General features: G+C 65.0%; 22 protein-coding genes. 16 read left to right on the forward strand and 6 right to left on the reverse strand.

The window, feature by feature from the left end; translation table 11 throughout:
* Positions 1–27: 27 nt before the first annotated feature.
* Entirely contained in the window at positions 28–663 is a 636-nt protein-coding gene (locus ACOZ9V_RS18330; RefSeq protein WP_434592405.1) for a TetR family transcriptional regulator, read from the reverse strand.
* A 161-nt stretch (positions 664–824) separates the two neighbouring features.
* Here ACOZ9V_RS18330 and ACOZ9V_RS18335 point away from each other — a divergent pair, with 161 nt between their 5' ends.
* From ACOZ9V_RS18335 to ACOZ9V_RS18360, 6 genes are all read left to right on the forward strand, one after another.
* Entirely contained in the window at positions 825–2,105 is a 1,281-nt protein-coding gene (locus tag ACOZ9V_RS18335) for a pyridoxal phosphate-dependent aminotransferase (RefSeq protein ID WP_434592407.1), read from the forward strand.
* 78 nt (positions 2,106–2,183) lie between these two features.
* Positions 2,184–4,082, forward strand: a complete 1,899-nt coding sequence (locus ACOZ9V_RS18340) for a helix-turn-helix domain-containing protein (protein ID WP_434592410.1) — start codon at positions 2,184–2,186, stop codon at positions 4,080–4,082.
* Positions 4,083–4,232: 150 nt separating this feature from the next.
* Complete coding sequence (locus tag ACOZ9V_RS18345; protein ID WP_434592413.1) at positions 4,233–5,507, forward strand: hydroxymethylglutaryl-CoA reductase, degradative; 1,275 nt, start codon at positions 4,233–4,235, stop codon at positions 5,505–5,507.
* Complete coding sequence (locus ACOZ9V_RS18350) at positions 5,504–6,439, forward strand: hydroxymethylglutaryl-CoA lyase (protein ID WP_434592415.1); 936 nt, start codon at positions 5,504–5,506, stop codon at positions 6,437–6,439. The genes ACOZ9V_RS18345 and ACOZ9V_RS18350 overlap by 4 nt, the downstream gene beginning before the upstream one ends.
* A 48-nt stretch (positions 6,440–6,487) precedes the next feature.
* The gene (locus tag ACOZ9V_RS18355; RefSeq protein WP_181271881.1) at positions 6,488–6,910 is read left to right on the forward strand and encodes a hypothetical protein; all 423 of its coding nucleotides are present in this window, start codon (positions 6,488–6,490) and stop codon (positions 6,908–6,910) included.
* The gene (locus ACOZ9V_RS18360; RefSeq protein ID WP_181271880.1) at positions 6,907–8,292 is read left to right on the forward strand and encodes a tripartite tricarboxylate transporter permease; all 1,386 of its coding nucleotides are present in this window, start codon (positions 6,907–6,909) and stop codon (positions 8,290–8,292) included. The genes ACOZ9V_RS18355 and ACOZ9V_RS18360 overlap by 4 nt, the downstream gene beginning before the upstream one ends.
* Positions 8,293–8,326: 34 nt before the next feature.
* Here ACOZ9V_RS18360 and ACOZ9V_RS18365 read toward each other — a convergent pair whose 3' ends face one another.
* Positions 8,327–9,331, reverse strand: coding sequence for a LysR family transcriptional regulator (locus ACOZ9V_RS18365; RefSeq protein ID WP_181271879.1), 1,005 nt, complete (start codon positions 9,329–9,331; stop codon positions 8,327–8,329).
* Between the two features lie 91 nt (positions 9,332–9,422).
* Between ACOZ9V_RS18365 and ACOZ9V_RS18370 the strand changes: the two genes are divergently transcribed.
* Entirely contained in the window at positions 9,423–10,967 is a 1,545-nt protein-coding gene (locus ACOZ9V_RS18370; protein ID WP_434592420.1) for an aminotransferase class I/II-fold pyridoxal phosphate-dependent enzyme, read from the forward strand.
* A gap of 312 nt (positions 10,968–11,279) precedes the next feature.
* A complete protein-coding gene (locus ACOZ9V_RS18375) occupies positions 11,280–12,818 on the forward strand; it encodes an MFS transporter (protein WP_181271878.1) in 1,539 nt (512 codons plus the stop codon).
* 203 nt (positions 12,819–13,021) lie between these two features.
* On the opposite strand, the gene ACOZ9V_RS18380 is transcribed toward ACOZ9V_RS18375, so the two are convergent.
* The gene (locus ACOZ9V_RS18380; RefSeq protein WP_181271877.1) at positions 13,022–13,768 is read right to left on the reverse strand and encodes a GntR family transcriptional regulator; all 747 of its coding nucleotides are present in this window, start codon (positions 13,766–13,768) and stop codon (positions 13,022–13,024) included.
* A gap of 151 nt (positions 13,769–13,919) precedes the next feature.
* On the opposite strand from ACOZ9V_RS18380, the gene ACOZ9V_RS18385 reads away from it, so the two are divergent.
* Both ACOZ9V_RS18385 and ACOZ9V_RS18390 read left to right on the forward strand, forming a co-directional pair.
* Positions 13,920–16,082, forward strand: a complete 2,163-nt coding sequence (locus ACOZ9V_RS18385) for an FAD-dependent oxidoreductase (protein WP_219922420.1) — start codon at positions 13,920–13,922, stop codon at positions 16,080–16,082.
* Positions 16,079–17,140 (forward strand): proline racemase family protein, encoded by a 1,062-nt coding sequence (locus tag ACOZ9V_RS18390; protein ID WP_229664143.1) that lies wholly within the window; start codon positions 16,079–16,081, stop codon positions 17,138–17,140. Before ACOZ9V_RS18385 ends, ACOZ9V_RS18390 begins: the two co-directional genes overlap by 4 nt.
* Positions 17,141–17,158: 18 nt before the next feature.
* On the opposite strand, the gene ACOZ9V_RS18395 is transcribed toward ACOZ9V_RS18390, so the two are convergent.
* Positions 17,159–18,127 carry a quinone oxidoreductase family protein gene (locus ACOZ9V_RS18395; protein WP_434592425.1) on the reverse strand — a complete coding sequence of 323 codons (969 nt, stop codon included), beginning with the start codon at positions 18,125–18,127 and terminating at the stop codon, positions 17,159–17,161.
* 45 nt (positions 18,128–18,172) lie between these two features.
* Between ACOZ9V_RS18395 and ACOZ9V_RS18400 the strand changes: the two genes are divergently transcribed.
* From ACOZ9V_RS18400 to ACOZ9V_RS18425, 6 genes are all read left to right on the forward strand, one after another.
* Complete coding sequence (locus ACOZ9V_RS18400) at positions 18,173–18,847, forward strand: TetR/AcrR family transcriptional regulator (RefSeq protein ID WP_181271875.1); 675 nt, start codon at positions 18,173–18,175, stop codon at positions 18,845–18,847.
* 92 nt (positions 18,848–18,939) lie between these two features.
* Positions 18,940–19,878: an ABC transporter permease gene (locus ACOZ9V_RS18405; protein ID WP_139467525.1), complete on the forward strand. Its 939-nt coding sequence runs from the start codon at positions 18,940–18,942 to the stop codon at positions 19,876–19,878.
* Between the two features lie 11 nt (positions 19,879–19,889).
* Entirely contained in the window at positions 19,890–20,819 is a 930-nt protein-coding gene (locus ACOZ9V_RS18410) for an ABC transporter permease (protein WP_181271874.1), read from the forward strand.
* Positions 20,820–20,821: 2 nt separating this feature from the next.
* Positions 20,822–21,652: an ABC transporter ATP-binding protein gene (locus ACOZ9V_RS18415; protein WP_181271873.1), complete on the forward strand. Its 831-nt coding sequence runs from the start codon at positions 20,822–20,824 to the stop codon at positions 21,650–21,652.
* Positions 21,649–22,464 (forward strand): ABC transporter ATP-binding protein, encoded by an 816-nt coding sequence (locus ACOZ9V_RS18420; protein WP_181271872.1) that lies wholly within the window; start codon positions 21,649–21,651, stop codon positions 22,462–22,464. Before ACOZ9V_RS18415 ends, ACOZ9V_RS18420 begins: the two co-directional genes overlap by 4 nt.
* A complete protein-coding gene (locus ACOZ9V_RS18425; RefSeq protein WP_181271871.1) occupies positions 22,464–24,005 on the forward strand; it encodes an ABC transporter substrate-binding protein in 1,542 nt (513 codons plus the stop codon). Before ACOZ9V_RS18420 ends, ACOZ9V_RS18425 begins: the two co-directional genes overlap by 1 nt.
* 9 nt (positions 24,006–24,014) lie before the next feature.
* Here ACOZ9V_RS18425 and ACOZ9V_RS18430 read toward each other — a convergent pair whose 3' ends face one another.
* Together ACOZ9V_RS18430 and ACOZ9V_RS18435 are read right to left on the reverse strand one after the other, a co-directional pair.
* Positions 24,015–25,289: a hybrid-cluster NAD(P)-dependent oxidoreductase gene (locus ACOZ9V_RS18430; RefSeq protein ID WP_181271870.1), complete on the reverse strand. Its 1,275-nt coding sequence runs from the start codon at positions 25,287–25,289 to the stop codon at positions 24,015–24,017.
* A complete protein-coding gene (locus tag ACOZ9V_RS18435; RefSeq protein WP_434592433.1) occupies positions 25,286–26,656 on the reverse strand; it encodes an aromatic ring-hydroxylating oxygenase subunit alpha in 1,371 nt (456 codons plus the stop codon). The genes ACOZ9V_RS18430 and ACOZ9V_RS18435 overlap by 4 nt, the downstream gene beginning before the upstream one ends.
* Between the last annotated feature and the right edge of the window lie 131 nt (positions 26,657–26,787).

Below are 26,787 nucleotides of genomic sequence, written 5' to 3' on the forward strand. Positions count from 1 at the left end.
CGGTACGTGCACGACCGCCACTCGGGCTCACATCGAGTCGCCGACTCCATCGAGATGCCCCTGCACCGCCGGCGCCAGGCGCGCGGTGAGGTCGTCGACCGGCATCGATGTCAGCGGTTCGAGTTCGAGGACGTGACGGAACATGAGCGCACCCGCCATCTGCGTGAGAACGAGCGTGGCCCGCAGATCGGCCTCGGCGCGGTCGACGCCGCTGTCCGCGATCCTTCCCGCCACTGCTCCTTTGAGCTCGCGCAGGAGAAATTGTCTGATCAGACGGCCGGCTGCCGAATCGCTCACCGCAGAACGCAGAACGGTCACCCCGATCGACTTCACGCTTGTCTGCTCCCAGGCGCTGAGCACCGTGTTCACGATTGATTCGCCGAGGCGGTCGACCGAGACGTCCAAGGCCGAGCGGATGATGCGGTCCGGCCGCACGGGAAGCTTGACCACCTCGGCGAAGAGGCCGGCCTTGGACTCGAAATAGTGGTGGACGAGTGCGGAGTCGACCTGGGCGCGACGGGCGATTCCACGGATCGACGCCTTGTCATAGCCCTTCTCAGCGAACTCGGCCGAGGCGGCATCGGTGATCGCTGTCCGCGCCTCACTGCCGTTTTCCTTACGGGGGCGCCCCCTTCGACGGGGCCCCGGCTTCACATCCGCCATGCTCCCCAGAGTATCGTGAGGCCCAGTTGCAAAAGGTCTGCACAACGGTCCTCCGAACCGAGCAAAGGTCTGGGAAACGGGCCTCTGTTTGGTCAGAACCACCTCGGCGAGGGTCCTAGCGTGGATGTAGCAGCAGTCGTATGAAAGGTTTTTCGGTTCACATGTTCAGGCAGTCGTCGAAGTTGGCCAATGTCCTCTATGACATCCGGGGACCCGTCCTCGAAGAGGCCCAGGCGATGGAAGCCGCCGGGCACACGATCCTCAAGCTCAACATCGGCAACCCTGCCCCCTTCGGATTCGAAGCCCCCGAGGCGATCGTCCAGGACATCGCCGCGAACCTGCCCGTGACGCAGGGCTACTCCGACTCGCGGGGAATCCTCTCCGCGCGCCGCGCCGTCGTCCAGTACTACGAGACCCGCGGCATCCACAATCTCGGCACCGACGAGGTCTTCCTCGGCAACGGAGTCAGCGAGCTCATCACGCTCAGCCTGCAGGCCCTGTGCAACCCCGGCGACGAGATCCTCGTGCCCGGACCGGACTATCCGCTGTGGACCGCCTCGGTGGCGCTGTCCGGCGGCACCCCCGTCCACTACCGCTGTGCGGAAGAAAACGCCTGGCAGCCGGACCTGGACGACCTCGAATCCCGGATCACCGAACGCACCCGCGGAATCGTCGTCATCAACCCGAACAACCCGACCGGTGCGGTGTACTCGAAGGAGACGCTGCAGAAGATCGCGGATATCGCCCGCCGCCACAGCCTCATCGTCTTCTCCGATGAGATCTACGAGAAGATCACCTACAACGGCGTCGAACTCGTCAACATGGCCACTCTCACCGGCGACGACGTTCTGTGCCTGACCTTCTCCGGACTGTCGAAGGCCTACCGGGTCGCCGGCTACCGTTCCGGCTGGCTGGCGATCACCGGACCGCTGGAAGAGGCGCACAGCTACCTCGAGGGCATCAAGCTGCTCGCGAATATGCGCATGTGCTCGAACGTTCCGGCCCAGCACGCAATCCAAGCGGCCCTGGGCGGGAAGCAGTCGATCGACGACCTCGTTCTGCCGACCGGCCGCCTCGGCGCGCAGATGCAGGTCGCCTACGAGGGGCTCAACTCGATCGACGGTGTCTCGGCCCACCGGGCTGACGGTGCGCTGTACATGTTCGCAAAGCTCGATGTCGAGAAGTTCGGCATCACCGACGACGAGCAGTTCGCCCTCGACCTGCTGCGCGAACAGAAGATCCTCGTCTCCCACGGCACGGCCTTCAACTGGCCCAAGCCCGACCATTTCCGACTCGTCACCCTGCCGTCCGTCGAGGTGCTCACCGAGGCGATCGAACGCCTCGACACCTTCCTCTCCGGCTACCGGCAGGTCGCTCCGACGACGTGCGAGCTGCCCGTCGTGCGCGAACCCGAGCACGCGGGAGCACCCGCGGCCGGCTGACGGCCACGACCGCTCAGGCGAAGCACCCATCCGATGCCGGGTGCGGCGGAGGCACCGAGCCCCTGCGACACTGGTCTCATGACAGAGATCGATGATGAGTCGGGGACCGTGTCCGCCACCGCCGTGGCCGAGATCGTCAGAGCTCTCTCCCGCGGGATAGATCTCGACCGGGCGGCCCTATCCCGTGGTCTCGGGGACCACCACGACCTCATCGAATCCTTCTCCGATCTGTCGGCGACCATGACCCGGTGGAAGCAGAAAGATCGCGAGCGTTCGGCTCTTTTGGAGAGCGCTTCAGAGCTCATCCGTGTGCGAGACACCGAGAAGCTGCTGCAGAAGCTCGTCGACCGTGCCCGAACACTCATCGGATGCGATATCGCCTACCTCTCCCAGTACTATCCGGAGACCGACGACCTGCGTGTTCAGGCAAGTCGCGGAGCGATCTCGGCGAATCTCAAAGAACTGCGTGTGCCTCCCGGCGTCGGACTGGCAGGACAGGTCGTGCGCGATCGCGCCGCACAGTGGACGTCGAACTACGATCTGACCCGGCTGCCGCACGAAAGACGCGTCGACTCCGCGGTGAAGGCCGAGCGCATGGAATCACTCCTCGGAGTGCCGATGGTCGTCGACGGCGAAGTCCTCGGCGCCCTCTTCGCGGCCAACCGCTACCCACATGAATTCACTACCGACGAGATCACCCTGCTGTCGGCTCTCGCGGACCACGCTTCCGTGGTGCTGAAGACGGCGCAGCTGATGGGAGACCTCGCCGAGGCGGCCCAAGCCTCCGCGGAAGCCGAGGAGACGGCAGCCGCGCAGGCCAGCACCCTCCAACGGCTCGTCGAGGTCGAGGAGCAGCTGACGCAGCTCGTCCTGCAGGGACAAGGAGTCCCCGCAGTTCTCGACGCTATCTCCGAATTACTCGAGGCCGACGTGATCGTCGTCGACAGCGGGCGTCTGGGCTCTCCGAGATTCCCCGCCGATGAGGCGTTCTTCGACGGCATCACGGTGGACGATGCTGACGTCCGAACGGCACTGAGTCACAGCCGGGCGACTGGCCGAAGCGCACAGGTCGCTGGTGCACAGCACATGTACGTCGCCTCGGTGGCGTCTCACCGCCGACAGCACAGCGCACTGTTCGTGCGTTTCTACGACGAACCGGCGGACGGCGACGCGAACATCGTCGCCCAGGCGGCGCAGACGCTAGCGCTCATCCGAATGAACGAACAAGCCCGGGCTGATGCCGAGAACCGAGTCCGTGGAGAACTCGCAGTCGACATCATTGCCGGCACTCGTGATCTCAGTGAGCTCGAGGCCCGTTCCCGAACCGGCAGCTTCAGCCTCTCCGGACCCTGGAGACTCATGACGATTCAGGGCGACATCGAAAACGATGACCGCATCGCCGCTCGCCTAGTCCGCGTCGAGCCGCGCATTCTCATGACGCAGCGATCCCCCGGGATCACGGTGCTCCTCCCCAGCGCCGTGATCCGCGACAGGCCCACTCTGGACACCCTGTTCGAAGAGTCGGGCTCCCTCGACAGTTCGCTGGTGATCATCTCCGACACCGATTACGACAGGAATCAGCTGCGCACTGCCGAGGACGAAATGTGGTCGTGCATCCGCATCCTCAATTCCCTCGGCATCAGCGAAGGAATCTTTCCCACGGAAGATTTCGCGCCTTACACCGCAATGTTCGGCACCGCGCCGGAGCAGACGGAGAGATTCATGCAACGGATGCTCGAGCCGCTGCGCCGATGGGACCGAACCCATTCAGCCGAGCTGATCTCGACGCTGCGGGAATATTTCGAGTCCGGGATGAACATCCGCAGAACCGCGACTCAGATGTCAGTGCATGTCAACACCGTCAAGCAACGGCTTGAGAGAGCCGATCTCGTGCTCGGTCAGGAGTGGAGGTCACCGGAGCGGGCGTTCCGCCTCCAGGTCGCGCTCCGCCTGGACAAGCTGAAGTCATCTTTCTAAGCTTCCATGTCTGGAACAGCCATAGCTGAGCGATATTCACATCCGAAAAAGACATGGCAGATTCCCGCGTGCATTGTTTGACTGATATCTGCGGAGGAACTCCGACCGACAGGCGATGTCGGCCAATGACGACCTGACTGGAGATACACGATGGCAGTGAACAGCCGAATTGCCGACTTCCGAAATATGTCGGTCGATGATCGCAGGAAAGCCGTCGCAGCCTCGACTGGGCTCGACGCCGAACTATTCAGCCAGCTCGATGCGGACGCTTTCGGTCCCGAAGACGCCGCCAACCTCAGCGAGAACATCTTCGGCGTGTTCTCGCTTCCGCTCGGCGCAGCCACCAACTTCACGATCAACGGCACCGACGTGCTCGTACCCATGGCAACCGAAGAGGCCTCGGTCATCGCCGCCGCCAGCAACGCAGCACGAATGGCACGTCCGCACGGCGGTTTCTTCACAAGCTCGACCGAGCCCGTCATGCAGGCACAGATCCAACTCATCAACGTGGCGGACCCGCAGGCCGCGCGCACACGTGTTCTCGAACGCCAAGCAGAGATCATCGACCTGGCCAATGCGCAGGATCCCAAGCTCGTCGAGGTCGGCGGCGGGGTCAAGGGCATCGAGGTCCGCCTCGTCGAGGCACGGACGATGACGTATGTTCTCGTCCACCTCCTCGTCGATGTTCGAGACGCAATGGGGGCGAACGCGGTCAACACGATGGCTGAGGCGGTCTCCGGAACCGTGGCAGTAATCGCCGGAGGTGACGCGCTCCTGCGCATCCTCACCAACAAGGCGGACCGTCGACTGTCTCGGGCACGGGCAGTCTTCGACAGGGATCTGCTCGGCGGAGACGAGGTCATCGACAACATCCTCCACGCATACGAACTCGCCGCAGCCGATCCCTATCGAGCGGCCACTCACAACAAGGGCATCATGAACGGCATCTCCGCGGTCGTCCTCGCCACCGGGAACGACACCCGCGCGGTCGAGGCCGGAGCGCACTCCCATGCGCTCGTAGACGGCCGCTACTCTTCCCTCTCGACGTTTGAGAGGAATGCCGACGGCGACCTGGTCGGCACCCTCGAGGTGCCCATGCCGGTCGGCCTTGTCGGGGGTGCCACCAAGGTCCATCCCGCCGCGCGCACAGCACTGCAGATCGCCGAAGTGGCGAGCGCACAGGATCTCGCCGAGATGATCGTCGCCGCCGGCTTGGCGCAGAACCTCGCGGCACTGCGAGTTCTCGCCACCGAGGGCGTGCAGCGCGGACACATGTCACTTCATGCGAAGAACCTCGCGGCCTCTGCCGGAGCGAACGCCGAGGAGACAGCGATCATCGTGGACCGCCTGATCAAGGAGAGGGCCTTCCGGTTCGACAGGGTCCAGTCAATCCTCGACGAACTCCGCTCCGGTGTGTCGCGATGACGGCACAGCTTCCACAGCAGTTCGCGTCGTCGAACCTGCCGACCGAAGTCAGTATCTGCGAAGTCAGCGCTCGAGATGGTCTGCAGTCGCAAGCACGCACACTGCCTGTCTCAACACGGCTCGAACTGATCCGGCGGCTCTCCGGAGCCGGCCTGAAGACCATCGAAGCCGGAAGCTTCGTCTCTCCGCGGGCCGTTCCCCAGATGGCCGACACCCGATCGGTGCTTGCCGGGCTCGACCTGGACTCCGAAGTCGCGTTCCCCGTCCTCATCCCAAACCAGCGCGGTCTCGATGATGCCGTTGCGGCGGGAACGAAGGATGCCTCGGTCTTCATCAGCGTCACCGAATCGTTCGCGCAGGCCAACCTCGGCGGTTCCCTCCAGCACACCACCGATCGCAGCCTCGAGGTGGCACGCGCAGCGACTGCGGCGGGCCTGCGGGTGCGCGGCTATCTGTCGATGGTCTTCGGGGACCCCTGGGAAGGCGCGGTCGATCCTGATCGCGTCGCTACGGCTGCGCGTCGCCTCGTCGATGCCGGCTGCCTGACGATCTCGCTCGGCGATACCATCGGAACCGCGACTCCCGGTCATGTGACCGCTGTTCTTGATAGCCTGGTCGGCGCCGGGATTCCGATCGATCGGATCGCCCTGCACACCCACAACACCTATGGCCAGGCGCTTGCGAATGTCTATTCCGCGCTTCAAGCAGGTGTCAGTCAGTTCGACGCATCGGCAGGAGGGATCGGTGGCTGCCCCTTCGCCCGCACAGCTTCCGGAAACCTGGCCACTGAGGATCTTCTCTGGATGCTTCAGGGGCTGGGCATCTCCACCGGCGTCGACAACGAGGCCGTGGCTTCGATCAGCCAGTGGCTGGGCGAGCAGCTCGGCATTCCGCTTCCATCCGCAACATCCTCGGCCATCCTCGGCCGGTAGTTCCATCGTTCACGTTCCCGACAGCCGTCGGCCGACAGAAGGCAGGCAATGATGCCGCAATTGCTCGAGGTGTGGAATGACACCGTCGACCCCAGACATCTCATCGGCGGTATCGCCATAGCCGTCGGGACAGCAGTCCCGGCCTACCTCATCGCCGATCATCTCTTCGCTGCCGGAGACGATGAAGCGCTGGGTCACTCCTATGCGCTCCTCGTCGGCATCGTCGGCTGCATCGTCGGCGCCGTGATCTCCGGATTTCTGTTCAAACCCAAGAGAGTGATCACCACCTCGGCGGCCGACACCCGCAACCGGCAGGAGATCATCGACGAGGTCGTCGAGGAATACGGGGATCTCGGCGACCCCCGCGACCTCGGTCCGGCGGTTCAGGCAGAAGTCCGAGCCCTCGGTCTCTTCGACGCCCTCGTCGACAACCATGAGGCGCGCATCCGCGAGAAGGGTGAGCACCAGTGACCGCGGAACTCATCGAACCAGTACTGTGGGCCGTCGGGATGGCGCTTCTCTCCGGGGTGCTCTTCACCGGAATCGGACTGATCTCGGGCACGGACGAGACGGCGATCGTGGCACCGCTGGCGCTGCTTGTCATCCTCATCGGGGTGCCTCCTGCCGGGGTGCTCGCGTTCTTCCTCGCCGCGATCATTGCCAAACACATCTCCCACGCCGTGCCGACAACTCTCCTCGGAATTCCCGGTGACACCACGGCAGTGCCGATGCTGCGTGAGGCGCAGCTGCTGAGGTCTCTCGGAATCCCGCATATCGCACTTCAGAAGGCGATCTCCGGAGGAGTCGTCTCAGTTGCCATTGCCATTCCGCTGTCGATCGTGTTCGCCCTCGTACTCACCCCTTTCGCCGAGGCGATCGGCGCTGCCGCTCCCTGGATCTTCATCGCTGCGGCCGTCCTCGTCGCCTACACTTCGAAGGGCAAGCTCGCTGCGGTTGCGGGGCTCGTCCCGTTCGTCCTGCTCATCGTCGGCCTGCAGGCCTTCATCATGGAGCAGAAGGAAACGACCTTCACCACTTCGTTCTTCCTCGGCATCGCCACCGGGCCGCTCATCTTCGACCTGTTCGCTGCGCTCTCCCCCGCCGGACGCCGCTCGATGCAGCAGTCGGGCAAGCGGGAGTTCAATCTTGCTCCCGACGTCCGGCCCGCAGGGGGATCGAGGATGCCGAACCCCTTCAAGGTGCTGACCGGAAAGCAACTGGCATACACGGGCGGTTCGGCAGCGATCACCAGCGCGACCTTCGTCTTCTCCCCCGTGGCCATGGCTGTGCTCATGGGCGAGATCGTCGGAAGCCGGGTCAAGAACGGGTATGAACGACTCACCACCGTCATCACTGTCCGCAACGGGACCACAGAGTCGACCTATATTGCCGAGACTCTCATCCCGCTCATCGCGATCGGCCTGCCCCTGTCACCGATGGCAGCCGGTCCCGCAGGACCGCTGTTCAACGCTCCTCCTGTTTATACACTCGATGCCGAGGCAGGGACGACGAACAACCTCCACGACCTGCTCACGACCGGGCAGTTCGCGCTCTTCTCCGTGATCGCGGCGGTCATCGCGGTCGCCATCGCCTACCCATTCGTGATGACGAACGCTCACCGAGCGGCGACCTGGGTGATGCGATCGGTCTCCCACGAGGCGATCATCGCTGGGTTCGCGGCTCTCATCTGCGTCATCTGCCTCTACGAAGGCGGTCTGCTGGCGCTCGGAGTGACGATCACCGTCGGCCTCGTCGGGGGACTCTTCAACCGGTTCATCGGCATGCACGCCGGCGTCCAGTTCATGGGCTACTACGTCGCGGTGCTCACCGTGCCCGCGATCCTCGCGCTGTGAGGCACGTTCTGACCGCCGCTCTGAAACCGCAGCATCACCGCCACTGCCGGGTGACGGTACGGACGTCGGCGACCACCTCGGCGATGGCGGAATTGTGCGCATCGACGATCGGATCGTGACGGGCGTGCCCCTGTGGCCGCGAGGACCGGGAGACGAGCAGGACGTCACGGCGGCAGTCGCTGAGCGGCATCGGGATGACGGTGATGTCCGGGTCTGTCGACAGCGATGATTCGGGGATCATCGCCACCGCCAGACCGGCCGAGATCATCCGGTTGATGGCCGCATAGTCATCCATCCGCATCCCCACGCGGGGTTCGAACCCAGCACTCAGACAGAAGGAGCGGACCACCTCGTCGATGGCGTCACCGGGGTCGATGCTGAACGCCCAGGTCTGCGACACGAGCACGGCGAGGTCGGGCATGCCGTGGGAATCGCGCTCGATCGGACCGATCGAGCGCGGCACGCACAGGAACAGCCTCTCCGAATACAGGTGCGCGGCGGTCAGCGTCGCCGGGATCCACGTCCGGTCGAGATCGGTCGACACGAGCAGCGCGAGGTCGAGGTCCCCGGACTCGAGCCGGGAGACGAGCTTCGCGTGCTCGTCCATCGTCACATCCAGGGCCGCGGTGAGTACGTCGGTCCGGTCACCGGCGACCGCCGCGTCACGGGTCTGCCACCTCGGGCGAGCCTGCAGCTGATCGTGGAGGCGCGGGATGACGCGAGCACCGACGGTGGGCACGGCCCCGATGCGCACCGGCACGGCCTGAGATTCCCGCCAGAGAGCCACCTCGGCGCCGAGGCGCTGGCACAGTCCGAGGATCTCCACGGCTCGGGTCACCACGAGGCTGCCCACGGTCGTCGGCTGTGATCCGCGCGGTGTGCGATCGAGCAGAGTAGCGCCGAGGGCACGCTCGAGATTGCGCAGATGATGATTGACCGTCGGCTGGCTCCACTGCAGCGCGGCAGCGGCCGCGGCGACGGATCCGGTGTCGGCCACGGCGCGCAGAGCGGTGAGGCCGCGGGTATCGAGTGGTTCCATTGATCTCCCCCATTGAGTTCAATACTGACTATAGAGCAACAGAGGAAAGTTGCTATTCTCTCGTACCTGCTCGCCTCCTTAATCTGGACGCATGACCGTGCACCAGGACTCCCCCATGCCCCCGGCCCCGCACTCCTCCTCGGGGTCGCCGATGCATCCTGCCCTCACGCAGTCACGCGCGCCCTATGCCGAAGCTCTGGCGCACGCGGCCGACCGCAACTCGCTGTTCCTGTCCACCCCCGGACACGGAGGCACGACCGAGGGCATCTCCGCAGGTCAAGCCGAATTCTTCGGCGAGCACACCCTCTCCCTGGACATCCCCCCGCTCTTCGACGGCATCGACCTCGGCGTCGACACCCCGAAGGACGAAGCCCTGCAATTGGCCGCCGAGGCCTGGGGCGCCCGCCGCACCTGGTTCCTCACCAACGGCTCCTCGCAGGGCAACCGCATGGCCGCCCTGGCCATCGGCACCCTCGGGTCCGGCGTCGTCGCCCAGCGCAGCGCGCATTCGAGCTTCATCGACGGAATCGTGCTGGCCGGGCTCAACCCCGGCTTCGTCTACCCCAACGTCGACGAAGTCAACGGCATCGCCCACGGTGTCACCCCCGACGCCCTGCGCCTGGCCATCCGCAATCACCCCGAGCCGGTGACCGCCGTCTACCTCGTGACCCCGAGCTACTTCGGCGCTGTGGCCGACGTCGAAGCCCTCGCCGAGGCGGCCCACGAAGCAGGCGCGGCACTGATCGTCGACGCCGCCTGGGGTGCCCACTTCGGCTTCCACCCTGACCTGCCGGCCTCCCCCGTCACCCAGGGCGCCGACATCGTCATCATGAGCACGCACAAACTCGCAGGCTCGCTCACCCAGTCCGCGTTCCTCCACCTCGGCGACACCGAATTCGCCGATCGCCTCGAACCGGCGCTGGCCCGGGCCTTTATGATGACCGCTTCGACGAGCGAGAACGCCCATCTCATGGCTTCGATCGACCTCGCCCGCCGCGCACTCATGACCTCGACCGAGGCGATCACGGATTCGCTGGAGAACATCCGCCACATCCGTGCGCAGATCGAAGCCACCGACCGCTACCACCTGTTGTCCGGCGAGTTCCTCGGTCATGCCGACGTCGTCGACATCGACCCGTTCCGCCTGCCCATCGACATCACCGCGACCGGACTCGACGGTCACACGGTGCGCAAACGCCTGGCCGAGGAATTCGACATCTTCCCCGAGATGTCGACGGCGACCACCCTCGTCGCCCTCATCGGCATCGGCAAGTCCCCGGACATCGGCCGCCTCATCGACGCCCTGGAGACCATGCGACTCGAAACCGCGGACTCCGCCACGGTGACGAGCCCGGCAGCCTCCCTCCCGCCGCTGCCCACGCCCGGCCGGTTGGCGATGACACCGCGTGAGGCGTATTTCGCCGATTCCGAACTCGTCACCGCCGCCGAGGCGGTCGGACGGGTGAGCGTGAGCTCGCTGGCCGCGTACCCGCCCGGCATCCCCAATGTCCTGCCCGGCGAGGAGATCACCGCCGACACCGTCGACTTCCTCCAGGCCGTGGCGGCGAGTCCGTCCGGCCACGTCCGCGGCGCCGTCGATCCCGGCCTCGCGACCTATCGCGTCGTCAGGAACTGATCTTCGCGCAGTCACCATCCACCCCGTGGCCGCCGGTCGCTGCCGACAACGCCACTGGACAAGTGCCACTGCGAATTAGGCAACATATTTCTTGCGTATTTTCTGGACCACTGGACGAATTTCAACGAAGCTATCTGCCATCCGGCGCATTCCTCGTGAACTGTGTCACAATTTTTATTGACACTCCCTGAGTACCAAGCAAGGATGTTCTGCATTGTCGAAATCCGACAGCAACTGCCGCGCAGAGTTCGCACCATTCCGGCGACTCGGCCCTGCAACTTGCCTAGCAGCAGCTGAAACGAGGAACCACTGATGTCAGAAGGCCACGACAGACCCGCGCAGAAAGACAAGAAGCCGACCCGCAAGGAACGGCGTGCAATAAAGAAACAGAAGCGGTTCGAGGCCGATGACTGCATCGTCGTCGAAAGCAAATCGATCCGCACCGCCATCGGCGGCACCACAGTCGGCAACTTCATGGAATGGTTCGACTTCGGCGTCTACGGCTACCTGGCCGTGACGATGACCTCCGTCTTCACCGAAGGCATGGACCGACAGATGGGTCTGCTCGTGACCCTCCTCGGCTTCGCCGTGTCCTTCCTCGTCCGCCCGCTCGGCGGCATGGTGCTCGGACCGCTGGGTGACAAGATCGGCCGCCAGAAGGTCCTGTTCTTCACCATGGCCACGATGGCCACCGCCACCGCCCTCATCGGCGTCCTGCCCACCGCGGCCCAGGTCGGCCTGTGGGTGATCGTCCCCCTCTACCTGCTCAAGATGATCCAGGGCTTCTCCACCGGCGGCGAGTACGCCGGTGCCACCACCTATGTCTCGGAGTTCGCTCCGGACAAGTCCCGCGGCTACTGGGCCTCCTGGCTCGATGTCGGCTCTTACCTGGGCTTCGCCGCCGGTGCCGGAACCGTGGCTCTCACGACCGTGATCACCACGTCCATCAACGGCGAGAACGCCATGCTCGACGGCGGCTGGAGGATCCCGTTCCTCATCGCCATCCCGCTCGGCGCCGTCGCCATCTGGTTCCGTCTGAAGATCCCGGAGACCCCGAGCTTCGAATCGAGCGAGGAAGCCGGCCGCGACGTCAAGGTCAAGGACGACAAGTACGCCCGCCACGGCCTCATCGGCGTCATCCGTCACTTCTGGAAAGAGATCCTCATCGGCATCGCCGTCGTCGCAGGCTCCCAGACGGTCGGCTACGCGCTGACGAGCTTCATGCCCACCTACCTGGAGGAGACCGTCAAGGTCTCGAATGTCCAGGCGGCCGTGGCCACGATCCCGGTCCTCGTCGTCATGTCGCTGTGCCTGCCGCTCATCGGCAAACTCTCCGACAAGATGGGCCGCAAGTTCGTCTTCCTGGCAGCAGCCATCATGACGATCGTCCTCATCGTTCCCGCGTTCGCCGTCATGCAGATCGGTGAGATGTGGGCAGTGATGGTGGCTCTGTTCATGGTCGCCCTGCCCGCCGGGTTCTACATCGCCTGCCTGGCCTCGACCCTGCCGGCGCTGTTCCCGACCGCGTCGCGCTACGGTGCGATGGGCCTGACGTTCAACCTCGGCGTCTCTCTGTTCGGCGGCACCACGCCGCTGTTCGCCCAGGCGCTCATCGATGTCACCGGCAACTCGTACATGCCCGCGTTCTACATCATGTTCTTCTCGGTCGTCGCACTCGTCGCCGTGCTGCTCATGAAGGAATCGGCGCACCGACCGCTGCCGGGCTCGTTCCCGACGGTGAACACCCACGAGGAGGCCGAGGAGCTGGCTCGCACTCAGGCCGACAACCCGGATATGGACATCGAGTCCATGCCGATCGTCGACATCGACCCCGACAAGGCACCCGCCTGATCGAGGTGAGAACCTGATCGACTGCGATACCTGATCGAGTGAAACGACGCTGGGCCGTCCCGTTTCGGGGCGGCCCAGCGTCGTTTCGTCGTTTCTCGGCTCGCACTACAGCCGATTGAGACAACCAGCCCACTCTGAGCTGAGCAGCCCATGTTCGAAACTGGGCTACTCAGCCGAAACTGGGCCGTTCTGACAGTGACGAATCAGCCTTCGCCGTCGGCTGTGGCCGGGACGCGTTTGAAGAAGTAGAGGTTCGACGTGACGAGGTCGGCCGCCTCGGCGGCGTCCCCGGACTCGATGAGGTCGACGATCCTCGGCAGCTCGCGAGCGGAATCGACCGCGATGGCCCCGATCTGATCCTGGTGCCGGTAGAGGCGTGACTGATCGCGCAGGCGCAGGCTGATCGCGGCGGCACGCCCGCCGAGGCCGTGCTCGAGAAGAGCCTCATGGAACCTGCGGTCCTGCGTGTAGAAATCGGCGAACTCGCCGGCCTCGGCCGCGTCCACGGTCGCCTCGGCGAGTTCGCGCAGTCGGTCGATCGCCTCGCATTTGGTCGCTGCCTTGCCGGTCTCGGTCACCGACCCGTCAGTCACCGCCTGCACACCGCCAGCTCCCAGGCCGCGACCGACGATGTCATCGCTGCCGGCCTCTGCCAGACTGCGGGCGGCGGGGACAGCGAGAAGAACGCGGATGGCGATGATCTCCTCGAGGTCCGCCTCGGTGATGGTGACCAGACGGAAGCCGCGATTGGGCACGGCCTCGACGGTCCCTTCGGTGACGAGCGCCATCATCGCCTCGCGCACCGGGCTGAGTGAGATGCCGAGCTGCTTGGCCAGGCCCGCTGCCGAATAGATGCGATCCTCGGCGAGCTCACCTGAGGTGATGGCATCGCGGATGATGCCCAGTGCCTGCTCGCGCAGCGATTCGGCCTGCGGTCTCACTCGCTCCATCGCACACTCCCCTTCGAATCGTGGTCGGCGACTATTGACAGCATAACCGCGAGATCGCACCATTGAACTAAGTAGTCGGTAACCGATTACCTACCCGGACTCCCCACGGAGTCGAACCCACAGTGACGTTCCTGCAATGAAGGAGGAACCCATGACCGCCGACCCCGCAACCGGCACACCCGCACCGACCACGTCTGCGACCGACGTGTCCGCCGATCCGCTGCTCCAGCCCTTCGAACTCGGCAGACTCACGCTGCGCAACCGCATCGTCTCGACCTCGCACGAGCCCGCGTACACCGAACTCGGCTTGCCGAAGGACCGCTACCGCCTCTATCACCGGGAGAAGGCCCGCGGCGGTGTCGGCCTGACGATGATCGGCGGTTCGGCCATCGTGTCGAAGGACTCCCCTGCCGCGTTCGGCAATATCGACCTGTCCACCGACGAGGTGGTTCCGTGGCTGTCCGCGATCGCTGACGACTGCCACGACGAGGGCGCGGCGATCATGATCCAGGCGACCCATCTGGGCCACCGATCCTCGAACTTCGCCGGCGACTGGCTGCCGCTGGTCTCGGCCTCTCGGACCCGGGAGGCTGCTCACCGGTCGTTCACCAAGGCACTCGAGGACTTCGATATGGATCGCATCGTCGCGGACTTCGCGTCCGCCGCCGAACGCGTCGCCGCCGCCGGATTCGACGGACTCGAGGTCATGCACGCCGGTCACCTGCTTGATTCCTTCCTCGCCCCGTGGCTCAACGACCGCGACGACGAGTACTCCGGCGAACTGGAGAATCTCATCAAGTTCCCGATGCGCATCATCGACGCCGTGCGTGCATCAGTTCCCAACGACTTCGTCCTCGGCATCCGCATGGCCGTCGACGAGCGCCGCGAAGACGGCATGGACGAAGCGAGGGCCACCGAGATCCTCCGGACCTACACCGATCACGGCATCGATTTCCTCAACCTCAACGTCGGGATGATCAACTCGGACCGTCAGCTCGCCGAGGCGATCCCCGGCATGGGCACCCCCTCGGCCCCCTGGCTCGAGACCTGCCGTCGCATCCGCGAGGCCATCGACATCCCCGTCCTCCACGCCGCACGCATCTCCGACGCCGCGACCGCCCGGTTCGCGATCGCCGATGGCTGCCTCGACCTCGTCGGGATGACCCGGGCGCAGCTGGCCGACCCGCACCTGGCGCGCAAGGTGGCCGAAGGACGTGAGGACGATATCCGTCCCTGCGTCGGCGCCAACATGTGCCTCGACTCCATCTACACCTCAGGTTCGGCCACCTGCATCCACAATCCCGCTACCGGCCGGGAGGCCGATCTGCCGCAGGAGGTTCCCCGCGACGTCACGACAGGGCCCAAACATGTCGTCATCATCGGCGCCGGTCCGGCCGGGCTCGAAGCCGCCCGTGTCGCGGCCGTGCGCGGTCACCGGGTGACCCTGCTCGAGGCCGAGGACGCCCCCGGCGGGCAGGTCCGCATCGCCGCTCGCTCGCAGCGCCGCCGCGATCTCATCGGCATCATCGACTGGCGTGTCCAGCAATGCCGGAAGCACGGTGTCGACCTGCGACTGAACACCTTCGCCGAGGCGGACGACATCCTCGCACTCGACCCTGACGTCGTCATCGTCGCCACCGGAGGGGTTCCCGATGCCGGGTATCCCTTCCGTGAACAGGGCCCGAGCTTCGACGTCTGGGACGTCATGGACGACCGACTCAAGTCGAAGCAGCGGGTGCTCGTCTTCGACGACCACGGGTTCTATCCGGCGCTCGACGCCGTCGAACGCCTGGCCCGAGCCGGCCAGCAGGTCACCTATGTCAGCCCCGAACGCACGATCGGCATCGACGTGGGGTCGATGAACTCTCCCGCCTATCTTCAGGTGTTCTCCGAATTCGGAGTCGAGGTCCGCCTCGGCGAACGGTTGGCGACGAAGCCGCGGATCGAGGGGAAGGAGATCGTGGCGGTGCTGCACAACGACTATTCGGATCGGGAGACGGAAGTCGTCACCGATGCCGTGGTCGTCGATTTCGGGACGACGCCGAACGATGAGGTCTATTTCGAGCTCAAGTCGCGGTCGACGAACCACGGGGCGACGGACCTCGAAGCGTGGGTGCACGGACAACCGCAACCGGAATACGCCGGTGTGACGAGCACTCACCCTGGTGCGACGGCAGTCGCGGAACCGACGACCGTCACCACCTCCGCTGAGGCGGGGCACCCGTTCACGCTTTACCGGATCGGTGATGCCGTCGCCTCCCGCAATGTGCATGCGGCGGTGCTGGAAGGACTGAGAGTGGGAATGGGGCTGTGAGCACGATCTGCACGAGCGTCGACTTCCATACCGCCGGCGAACCGTTCCGGATCATCGCCGAACCCCCGGTCGAGATCCCCGGTCGGATTGTGGCAGAGCGGCGGGAACTGGCCGGGCCCGGTTCGGCGGCCGATGATCTGCGCAGGCTGCTGTGCTTCGAACCGCGCGGTCATGCGGACATGTACGGCGGATTCATCACCGAACCCGATGACGACGGGGCTGACTTCGGAGTTCTGTTCTGGCACAAGGACGGCTTCTCCACGGCCTGCGGTCACGGGACGATGGCGCTCGGCGCATGGGCGGTATCCTCCGGGATCGTCGCCGTCGACCCGTCCGGGACCACGGAGGTCACGATCGACGTGCCCTCGGGTCGAGTGCGCGCGCAGGTGCACACGGACGCCGAGGGCCGGGCCGCCTCGGTGGACTTCGTCAACGTGCCCAGCCGGCTCTTCAGCTCTGGGATCACTGTGGACACGAATCGGGGGCCGATCACGGTCGACCTCGCGTGGGGCGGGGCGATCTATGCGCTCGTCGACATCGCTCAGTTGGGTGCCGCTGCCGGCTCCTCCCAGGCCGACGAGGTGGGCCGCCTCGGCGAGATGAGTTGTGAAGTCATCCCCGAGAATCTCACGGCGCTCATTGCCTTGGGCCGGGAGGTCAAGGCGGGTCTCGCCGATCATCCGGACACCGTCCACCCCGAGGATGACCGGCTCTCCGGTGTCTACGGCACGATCTTCGTCGACCGGTTCGGCACTCTGCCCGGCGGCGAACTGCATCAGCGCAATGTCACGGTCTTCGCCGACGGTCAGGTCGACCGCTCACCGTGCGGTTCGGGAACGGCGGCTCGGGTCGCCGCACTCCATGCCGCCAGTGAGCTCGCGCCGGGGCAGACGCTCGTCCATGAGTCGATCGTCGGCACGCGATTCCGGGCGCGAGTGCTCGAAGAGACCGCCGACGGCGTCATCCCGGTCGTCACCGGCAGCGCCCACCGGGTGGCCACCTCGACGTTCGAGGTCGACCCGCTCGATGATCTCGTGCCCGGGTTCGTGCTGCGCTGAGTCTCTGCTCCTCCTCGATCAGTGTTCGAGGATGATCTTTCCGGTCGTCGCCCGGGATTCGAGTGCTGTGAAGGCGGCGGCCACCTCGGCGAGGGGGAATCGGTCGCCGATGTGAACGGTGAGGTCTCCGCTGCGGATCCATTCGAAGATCTCGTCGGTGCGCGAGCGCAGCTCCTCGGGCGTCCTGACATGGTCGACGACGGTCGGCCGGGTGAGGAAGAGGGAGCCCGAGGTGTTGAGGGTATTGACGTCGACCGGGTCGACCGGTCCGCTGGCGTTGCCGACGACGACGATGGTGCCGCGGGTGGCAACGGCTTCGAGGTCGCCGTCGAAGGTGGTCTTGCCCACCCCGTCGTAGACGACCGAAGCGCCCCGGCCGTCGGTGACTTCGCGGGTCTTGTCAGCGAAGTCCTCGTAGCCGAAGACGTGGGCGGCGCCGTTCTTCCGGGCGACCTCTGCTTTGGCCTCGGAGGAGGTCGTGCCGATCACCGTGGCACCTTTGAGCACCGCAATCTGGGTGAGCAGCTGACCGAGTCCGCCAGCGGCCGCGTGGATGAGGACGACTTCGCCGGATGCGACCGGGTAGGTGTCAGTGATCAGGTAGTGGGCGGTGATGCCCTGCATGAGTGCCGCAACAGCGGTCTCATCATCGATGTCATCCGGCAGCGGCACGGCCTTGTCCGACCTGACGAGAGCTGTGGATGAGAAGCTGCCCTGTCCGCCGGTCATCCAGCCGACGCGGTCGCCGACGGAGAAGCCGTCGACTCCGGCACCCACGGCGGTGACCGTGCCGACACCTTCGACTCCGGGGCGGAAGGGAGTGGGCAGGGCGGCACGGCGCTGGACGACGTCGAGGAAATTCACCCCGGCCAGACTCAGGCCGACCTGCAGCTGACCATCGGCCGGCGCAGCGGCACCCGCTGGTGAGTCGTCGGTGACCTCGTACTTCTCGGGTCCCCCGTGTTCGTTGACGATGATCGATGTCATTGCTGCCTCCTCGAAGTCGAATCCGATTCGGACTATAGTCCGTATATGGACGACATTAACGGACCGAAGTCCGGTTGTGGAAGAGGGAACGGGAAGTTTCTCCCTCTGGTTCCCTCGCAGGCCCCTCTGCGCGCCGATGCGCAGCGCAATCGTCGGAAGATCCTCGATGCCGCCACCGGCCTCTTGGCCGACAAGGGAGTGGACGGGCTGACGATGGATGAGCTGGCCCGGCGGGCAGGGGTCGGCAAAGGCACTCTCTACCGCAACTTCACCGATAAGCCTGGGATTGCCTCGGCTCTGCTCGACGACCGGGTCCGGGACATGCACGCCCGCATGCTCCAGGGCCCTCCGCCCCTGGGCCCGGGCGCTCCGGGGGGCGAGCGCCTCACCGCTTTCGTCGATGCGTACCTGCGGCACATCGCCGGCAACCTCGACCTCGTCCTGCTCACCGAGAGCAGCTCGCCGAAAGGCCGATTCGACCGGCAGAGCTACCCCTTCTGGCGTCGCCACGTGGAGATCCTCATCGCCGAGATGTGGACGCCCACGGCCCCCGAGCCGACAGATGCGAACCCGTCCGATCCGGTTCGGACCCGCGCTGAGGCGGTCATGGCAGTTCTGTCCGCCGCGCAGCTCGATCAGTGGCTGAACAGGCAGGGCCGCACCCTCGAGGAACTCATTCCGCAGATCCAGACGATCGTCTCCGTCATCGCCGCCCCGTAGAGGTCGACACGCCGCGTCCCGGACCACCGCGACAAGCAATATTGCGAATAGAATGACAGGTGTAATCCAGGCCACACAGCGAAGGGGTGGGTGTGGGCAAGTACATCCTCCGGCGTGTGCTGCTGATGATTCCGATCGTCCTCGGTGTCGCCACGCTGTCCTTCATCCTCATGAAGCTGGCTCCCGGCGATCCCGCAGCCGCATACCTCGGCGATAAAGCCACTCCGGAGAACGTCGCTCAGCTTCGTCAGGCCTGGGGCCTGAACGAACCGATGATCATCCAGTACTTCCAGTTCCTCGCAGGCCTCCTCGTCGGTGACTTCGGACAGTCATTCATCTTCCAGACCTCCGTCCTCGAGCTGCTGAAGCTGCGGATGCCGGCCACCCTGCTGCTCATGCTCGTGTCTCTGGTGTTCGCTGTCGTCATCTCCGTCCCGCTGTCACTGTGGGTGGCGGCGAAACGATCTGCCGCCTCGGCGATCGTGTCCAGGGTCTTCGCCGCCACCGTCCAGGGCATGCCGGCTTTCTTCGTCGGCACCCTGCTCATCCTCGTCCTCGGGGTGAACCTGGGCATCTTCCCGGTCGGCGGCTACGGCAGCAACTTCGGAGAGCACCTCTACTCCCTCGTCCTGCCCGGTCTCGCTGTCGCGCTGACGATCTGCCCCGTGCTCATCCGCAGCCTCACGGCGGCACTGAACGATTCGATGTCGGCCGAGTACACGAACTTCGCCCTGTCGAAGGGACTGAGCAGGAAGCGGACGGTGATCGACTATGCCTTCCGCAACGCCGGAATCACGGGTGTTTCGATCCTCGGCATCCAGGTCGGTCACCTCGTCGGCGGTGCCCTCGTCGTCGAGAACGTCTTCGCGATCCCCGGTGTCGGCTCACTCCTCATGGAAGCCGTCCTCGCTCGCGACTACGACGTCGTGCAGGCGCTGACAGTGATCTTCGGTGTCCTCGTCGTCCTCGTCTACCTGCTCACCGATGTCGTCTACAGCATCGTCGATCCACGCGTGCGGCTGGGGGCATGATGAGCGAACCGATGGCCTCCCCCACGGCGACCGGTGCCGGTGGCCCCAACGGGAAACCGCCGCGGACTCGCGGCGGCACTGCGTCCCGAGCGACGCCGACCGCGCGGTTCACGCTTCCCCTGCCGGCATTCCTGCGACGGCACAATCTGCAGCTGTGGATCGGTGCGTTCATTCTCGGTGCGATGGTGCTGCTGCTCGCCGTCGGACCGCTCTTCGTCACCGACGACCCCAATCGGCAGGACCTGCTCAACACCTTCGCCCCGTCTTCGGTCGCACACCCGTTGGGCACCGATCAGCTCGGACGCGACGTCCTCTCCCGCTTCCTTCACGGCGGTCGCGTCGACCTCATCGTCGCTGTCGTCGCCGTCATCGTGCCCTTCATCCTCGGTACGGCCCTCGGTTCGCTGGCCGGGTACTTCGGTCGCTGGGTCGACATCGTCATCATGCGCCTGGCCGATATCGTCTCGGCCTTCCCGTTCTACGTCCTGGTCATCGTGCTCGTCTTCGTCATGGGCAACGGAATGGGCAGCATCTTCGTCGCCATCAGCGCCGTGTCCTGGGTGGCCTACGCCCGCATAGTCCGCGGCGAGGTGCTCGTCCTGAGAGAGCAGGAGTTCATCTCCGCCTGCCGCGCCTCGGGGCTGAGCACTCCCCGGATCCTCACCCGCCACATCATTCCGAACACCGTCAGCCAGGGCGTCATCTACGCGATGAGTGACATCGTGCTCAACATCGGCGTCGTCGTCACCCTCAGCTACTTCGGCATGGGCATCGTCCCGCCGACCGCCGACTGGGGTCAGATGATGAATGACGGTCAGCAGTACATGGGCACCGGCAACTACGGCCTCATCCTGTGGCCGGGGTTCGCCGTCGTCATCGTGTCCTTCGCGCTGGCGCTCATCGGCGACGGACTGACGAACACACTGAAGCCGAAGAGGTGACCATGCCCATCCTCGAAGTGGACTCCCTCACCGTCGACATCGACGGAGAGGCCGGACGGCGTCGGATCCTCGACAACGTGTCGATCAGCCTCGAGGCCGGTGAGCCGATGGGTCTCGTCGGTGAATCGGGATCGGGCAAGTCGATGACGCTGCGCAGCATTCTTGGAATGCTCCCGCCCGGCGCCTCCGTCGTCGACGGAGAGATCCGGTTCGACGGTCGCAATATCCTCAGCTCCGGGCCGGGCGGACGATTCGACCAGTGCATCCGCGGCACCGGCATCTCGATGGTGTTCCAGGAACCGGCCATCGCGCTCAACCCGGTGATGAAGGTCGGCCGTCAGATCACCGATGCCATCGCCGAGCGCAGAGGACTGTCGAAGAAGCAGGCTCAGGACCTCGCCGTCGAGCTCATGGACCGTGTCGGCATCACCGATCCCGACCGCAGAGCCAGGCACTACCCGTTCCAGCTCTCGGGTGGAATGCGTCAGCGCGTGATGATCGCGGCGGCGTTGGCGCAGGAGCCGCAGGTTCTGCTCTGCGACGAACCGACGACGGCGCTCGACGTGACGATCCAGGCGCAGGTGCTCGATCTCTTCCGCACCATGCAGCAGGACGAGGGCCTCGGTCTGCTCTATGTCACCCATGACCTCGCGGTCGTCGCTCAGCTGTGCTCGTCGATCAGTGTGATGAAGGACGGGCAGATCGTCGAACACGGTGTGCTGCAGGAGGTCTTCGACGATCCCCAGGAGGAGTACACGCGTCGACTGCTGACAGCGACTCCGCGAATCGATGAGGGCGTTGACGATGCGGGCCTTGCCGAGGAGACACGATGACCGAGACTCAGCCGGCACCGGCTCGCGGTCTGCGCGCCGAGAACGTCACCGTCACCTTCGGACGTGGTGACCGCGCCTTCACCGCGGTCGATTCCGCCGACCTGCAGGTCCGCCCGGGCGAGATCGTCGGACTCGTCGGCGAATCGGGTTCGGGGAAGTCGACGCTGTCCCGAGTCATCTGCGGACTCCAGCGCGAATTCGACGGAAAGGTCAGCGTCGACGGTCGGGAGTTCGCACAGAAGCGCACAAGCGCTCAGTGGCGGATCGTGCAGATGGTCTTCCAGGACCCCTTCGCCTCCCTCGACCCCCGTTATACAGTGCGGGCCACCCTCGCCGAGGTGATCCGCCATCACCGTCTCGCCTCCGGTGCCGCCCTGTGGGCCAGGTGTGCGGAGCTCATGGAGATGGTGCGGCTTCCCGCGGAGTTCCTCGACCGCACCCCGACCGCTATGTCGGGAGGGCAGAGGCAGAGGGTGGCGATCGCCCGAGCGCTTGCCGTCGAGCCCAGCATCATCGTCGCCGATGAGGCCGTCTCCGCCCTCGACGTCAGTGTTCAAGCTGAGATCGTCGCACTCTTCGCCCGACTGCGCGAGGAACTCGACCTGTCGATCCTCTTCATCTCCCATGACCTGGCGGTCGTCAAGAAGCTGTGCGAGCGGATCTACGTCATCCACAACGGACGTCTCGTCGAAGAGAACACCACCGAGGAGATCTTCACGTCCCCGCGCGACGACTATACGAAGACGCTGCTGAAGGCGATACCCACCTTCGACAGCGCTTACCTCGATCGGATCCGAAGAGGGGAAGGGTGATGGCCAAGAGATTCGCAGCGGTGACTGCCGCGCTCTGCGCCTGCCTCCTGGTCCTCGCAGGGTGCAGTTCATCAGGAGAGAAGACCGCCCGGCCCGGGGGCGACCTCGCCTTCGCTCGCGCCGCCGATGCCACAACTCTGCTGCCACCCACGACGACCCAGAATGAAGACATCTGGACGCTGCAGCAGGTCTACGAGACTCTCACGCTCAACAAACCCGACGGGTCCGGGGTCGAACCGGGTCTGGCAACCGATTGGGAGGAATCGAAGGACAAGATGTCCTGGACCTTCCACCTGCGTGAGGGAGTGAAATTCCACAGCGGCAAGACCCTCGACGCCGACGATGTCGTCTTCTCCCTGAACTATGCGCGGGACCAGGAGGATGAGAACAATCTCTGGGCAGCCGAATTCGACCCGATCAAAGACGTGAAGAAAGTCGATGACCACACGGTGCGCATTGACCTGAAGCAGCCGTGGGGTCCCCTGCCCAGCTATATGGCGCTGTTCGCCGCATCGATCTACCCTGACGACTTCGGCGGACACGACGCCGAGTACATGGCAGCGCACGCAGACGGCACCGGGCCGTTCGAGGTCGGCAATTGGAATAAAGGACAGAGCCTGGAACTGGTGAAGAATCCGGACTACTGGGAGGACGGCGTCCCCTCACTGGATTCCGTGACCTTCAACGTCGTCGCCGATGACAACACTCGTCGCCTGCAGCTGCAAGGAGGTCAGGCCGATATCAACCAGGAACCTGCACCGCTGAGCATGAGTCAGCTCTCGCGCTCACAGGACATCAATGCCCAGGCGTTCACCTCGACGAAGATCCTCTACTTCAACATCAACAACAAGGAGAAGGGACTCGACGATCCCAAGCTGCGCCGCGCCATGTCGTATGCGGTCGACCGCAAGTCCATCGTCGAGGTGGTCTACGCAGGTTATGCCGAGCCCGCGACCTCGTTCATCTCACCGGGCCTCGCCGGTCATGCGGACAAGGTTGACAGCAGCCAGTTCGACATGGAGAAGGCCAAACAGCTGGTCAAGGAGTCGGATCATCCAGACGGAATCGACATCACCATCCAGATTCCCTCGGGTGTCGCCGACCGTGAGCTGCTGGCGCAGATCGCCCAGCAGGCGTGGCAGGACATCGGCCTGACCGTTCACGTCCAAAAGCTCGACGATGCGACTCTGACGACGAACCGCACGAACGGCGACTTCCAAGTTCAGGTCAGCTATGCGACCTCCGACGTTTCTGACACTTCGCAGATGATCAACTTCCTCGCCGTCACCGACGACTCGGGAATCCGTTCCGGCTACGCGAATCCCAAGGTGGAGAAATGGGCGGAGGAGGCCGTGGCCGAAGAGGATCCGGAGAAGCAGAACGAGCTCTACGCCCAGATCCAGCAGCAGGTCGCCGACGAGGCCCCGATCGTACCGATCGCCTACCAGCGAGCACTGTACGGAATGAGCCGGGATGTCGTCGGCTTCGAACCCTATGTGCTGGGCACCTACGGGCTGAAGGAGACGAAGCTCAAGCACTGAGCAGGCAGCTCACCTGTCGACGACGATGTCGGTCAGCGGAGTCGAGCAGCAGGGCAGGAACTTTCCTGCGGCGATCTCCTTCGGACGGATTCCGCCCGCATGCTTCATCTCGACTTCGCCGCTGATGAGCACAGACTTGCAGGTTCCGCACGCGCCTTCCGAGCAGGATGAGGGCACGGACAATCCGGCGTCCAGAGCAGAGTCTAGGACGGTCGTGGACTCATCGCAGTCGACCACGCGCCCGGAGACCGCGAACTCGACGACGTGGCTCACTCCAGTACCGCCGACGACGCCGACTCCGGCAGCTTTGGCTCTCGCACCGGCCTTGGCCAAACGATCGGCAGGTGAAGTGGCGAAGACGAACGACTCCTCATGCATCCGCGCCGATGCCACCCCCGCCTCGGCGAGCAGGGGCCGCACCGCGTCCATGTACGGACCCGGCCCGCACACGAAGGCTTCGCGGTCGGCCGCGTCGGGGACCACCTCGGCGAGGGTGGACGCATCGATCCGACCCCGCCGACCGGCCCACGTCTCCACCTCGGAATCCCTGGAGCACAGGATGGTGACGCTGACTCCGGCGACCTCGGCGAGCTGTTCGAGCTCGGCGCGGAAGATGATGTCGAGCGGAGTCGAGGCGCTGTGGACGAAGACGATGTCGGTGCCGAACCCTCCCTGTCGGGCCAGCAGGCTGCGCACCATCGACATGATCGGGGTGATTCCGGAGCCGGCGGAGAGGAAGAGGTGACGTTCGGCCTGATGGAAGCTCGTGCTGAACAGCCCGTAGGGTCCGTCCACGTGCAGCCGATCGCCGACCCGCACATTGTCATGCAGATGGGTCGATACCGCTCCCCCGGCCACGCGCTTGACCGTGATGGTGAAGATGTTCGTGCCGAAGGGCGCCGAGGAGATCGAGTAGCAGCGCTCGAGGCCGAGCTCGGGGATGCGCATCGTCACGTACTGACCCGGGGCGAAATCGACCGCGGTCATCCATCCCGCCCGCAGCTCGAAGGTCTTGACATCGTGGGTCACCTGGGTGATGCCGGTGACCTCGACGGGGCCGGTGAGCAGTTCGGGATCGAGCTGAAGTTCGGCGAGCACGGGGCCAGCTGATTCTGCCGGCACCCGGTCGACCGACGCGGCGAGCGCGGGCTCGACTGCCGTATCGAAGACCGGCGGGGCAGCGGCCGCGGTTGCGGGTCGACTGCCCCGAGTGGGCACTCGGAACGTCGCCTTGCCCACGGGCGCGGATGCAGCCTGGGCGAATGTCGAATGGCGGTACCTCATCGTCGCTCAGCTCCTTCCAACTGCACGGTTCGCTGTTCTCTATGGGCCTTGAGCCGTTCGATGTACCAGGTGACGAAGTCGTCGACCTGCGATTCGGTGGGTGCGTAGGGGCCCGGCACGTACGCCGGCGACGAGATTCCCAGGTGCCCGCGTTCGCAGAAGGTCGCGTCCTGTTCGTTCGTCTTGAGCCACACCGTCGTGAGGTTGTCGAGGTCGTAGTCGACGCCCTCCTCCGCATCGGCGTGGACGAGCCAGGTCGTGCGCACCAGCGTCTTGTCCTCGGCCAACGGCAGCAGGCTGAACGTCACCACGTGGTCGCCCATCGCGTGGAACCACATATTCGGCTGCACGTGCAGCGAGGCCCGGCCCAGAACGAAGGTGTCGAGGTCGCCCAATAATTTCGCCGAGGCGGCCGATCCGTCCATCGTGTACGACTCGCCCTTTCCGTCGAGAGCTGCCCGTTCGATCCGGAATCCGGTGGGCCGTCCGCTCAGCTCCTCGACGAGGGCATACGGCAGGCCGTTGCGGTCGCAGTCGGCATGAAGCTGATCCTCGGCGTCGAGGTACCGCTGGTACGCCGGCTGCAATCGCTTCGGAATCTCGTCTGGTTCGTAGCCGTAGGTGGGGAAGAACGTGCACGTCAGCTCCGGGTGGCCAGCTTCGCAGTGGTAGCACTCGCGGTTGTTCTCCATGACGAGCTTCCAGTTCGAGTCCTCTATGAGGTCACTCTGCGCAGCTACCTTCGTCCCGGCGATGTCATGCCCGGTCAGGTAGGGCTCGATGACCTCGGCCACCTCGTCGATGTCATCGGGCGGGGTGGGGCTGAGGCAGATGAAGATGAGCCCGCCGATGACGCGGAGGTTCACCGAGCGCAGAGAGAAGCAGCTCCGGTCGAAGCCGGGAGCTTGAACGCCTGCAGAGATGAGCTCTCCGGCAGGGGTGTAGGTCCATTGGTGGTAACCGCACACGATGTTGCCGACCGATCCGGACAGGTCACCCAGCAGCCGAGTCCCCCGGTGACGGCACACATTGTGGTGGGCACGGATCTCACCGTCGTCATCGCGGATGACGATGACGGAGTAGGCGCCGATGTCGACCGTGAGATAGTCACCGGACTCGGGCACTTCGGCAGCAGAGGCAACGAAGATCCAGGTCGAGGCGAAGATCGCCTCGATATCGCGGGAGAAGAACTCCGGGCTGATGTAGAACGGCGCCGCCAGCGAATAGCCGGGCACACGTTCGTCGATGAGCCGGTCGATATCGGTCCTGCCGTGCCCGCCCGATCCGACAGCCGCACCCGACCCAGCGGGTCCGCTCGTGCTGGAATCGGTCCGCTTCTGCTCTGGCGCCAGAGTCAATTCGTCCACCACCTCGTCGTGTCTCGGCCGCGCCTGCTGTCGGCCCCTTCGCCGACCGCGACCGTGGAGTTCGTGCTCCTGCCCCCAGTGTCCGCCAGAGGTTTGCTGAAGAAAAGCGAATCTTCTTCATCCGAAACGTG

The sequence above is a fragment of the Brevibacterium sp. 1718 genome, from assembly GCF_051131255.1.
Lineage (GTDB): Bacteria > Actinomycetota > Actinomycetes > Actinomycetales > Brevibacteriaceae > Brevibacterium > Brevibacterium sediminis.